Source organism: Pseudomonas sp. HMSC057H01, assembly GCF_001836405.1.
In the GTDB taxonomy this organism is placed as follows: Bacteria; Pseudomonadota; Gammaproteobacteria; order Pseudomonadales; family Pseudomonadaceae; genus Pseudomonas; species Pseudomonas aeruginosa.
In genome coordinates, this window is record NZ_KV828399.1 from 1 (window position 1) to 1,639 (window position 1,639).

1 rRNA gene is annotated in these 1,639 nt (G+C 52.9%); it reads right to left on the bottom strand.

The features are described from left to right. Positions 1-75 precede the first annotated feature (75 nt). Positions 76-1,639: ribosomal RNA gene (locus HMPREF2581_RS04895) — 23S ribosomal RNA — on the bottom strand; the annotation flags it as partial.

The window sequence follows — 1,639 nt, forward strand, 5'->3', positions numbered from 1 at the left end:
TTTGCGGTTCATGCGAACTTTCGGTTCGTCGACTTCACCTTACAACACACAATCATCAGATTGTTTGGGTGTTATATGGTCAAGCCTCACGGGCAATTAGTACTGGTTAGCTCAACGCCTCACAACGCTTACACACCCAGCCTATCAACGTCGTAGTCTTCGACGGCCCTTCAGGGGAATCAAGTTCCCAGTGAGATCTCATCTTGAGGCAAGTTTCCCGCTTAGATGCTTTCAGCGGTTATCTTTTCCGAACATAGCTACCCGGCAATGCCACTGGCGTGACAACCGGAACACCAGAGGTTCGTCCACTCCGGTCCTCTCGTACTAGGAGCAGCCCCTCTCAAATCTCAAACGTCCACGGCAGATAGGGACCGAACTGTCTCACGACGTTCTAAACCCAGCTCGCGTACCACTTTAAATGGCGAACAGCCATACCCTTGGGACCGGCTTCAGCCCCAGGATGTGATGAGCCGACATCGAGGTGCCAAACACCGCCGTCGATATGAACTCTTGGGCGGTATCAGCCTGTTATCCCCGGAGTACCTTTTATCCGTTGAGCGATGGCCCTTCCATACAGAACCACCGGATCACTAAGACCTACTTTCGTACCTGCTCGACGTGTCTGTCTCGCAGTCAAGCGCGCTTTTGCCTTTATACTCTGCGACCGATTTCCGACCGGTCTGAGCGCACCTTCGTACTCCTCCGTTACTCTTTAGGAGGAGACCGCCCCAGTCAAACTGCCCACCATACACTGTCCTCGATCCGGATCACGGACCAGAGTTAGAACCTCAAGCATGCCAGGGTGGTATTTCAAGGATGGCTCCACGCGAACTGGCGTCCACGCTTCAAAGCCTCCCACCTATCCTACACAAGCAGGCTCAAAGTCCAGTGCAAAGCTACAGTAAAGGTTCACGGGGTCTTTCCGTCTAGCCGCGGATACACTGCATCTTCACAGCGATTTCAATTTCACTGAGTCTCGGGTGGAGACAGCGCCGCCATCGTTACGCCATTCGTGCAGGTCGGAACTTACCCGACAAGGAATTTCGCTACCTTAGGACCGTTATAGTTACGGCCGCCGTTTACCGGGGCTTCGATCAAGAGCTTCGCTTGCGCTAACCCCATCAATTAACCTTCCGGCACCGGGCAGGCGTCACACCCTATACGTCCACTTTCGTGTTTGCAGAGTGCTGTGTTTTTAATAAACAGTCGCAGCGGCCTGGTATCTTCGACCAGCCAGAGCTTACGGAGTAAATCCTTCACCCTAGCCGGCGCACCTTCTCCCGAAGTTACGGTGCCATTTTGCCTAGTTCCTTCACCCGAGTTCTCTCAAGCGCCTTGGTATTCTCTACCCGACCACCTGTGTCGGTTTGGGGTACGGTTCCTGGTTACCTGAAGCTTAGAAGCTTTTCTTGGAAGCATGGCATCAACCACTTCGTCATCTAAAAGACGACTCGTCATCAGCTCTCGGCCTTGAAACCCCGGATTTACCTAAGATTTCAGCCTACCACCTTAAACTTGGACAACCAACGCCAAGCTGGCCTAGCCTTCTCCGTCCCTCCATCGCAGTAACCAGAAGTACAGGAATATTAACCTGTTTCCCATCGACTACGCTTTTCAGCCTCGCCTTAGGAACCGACTA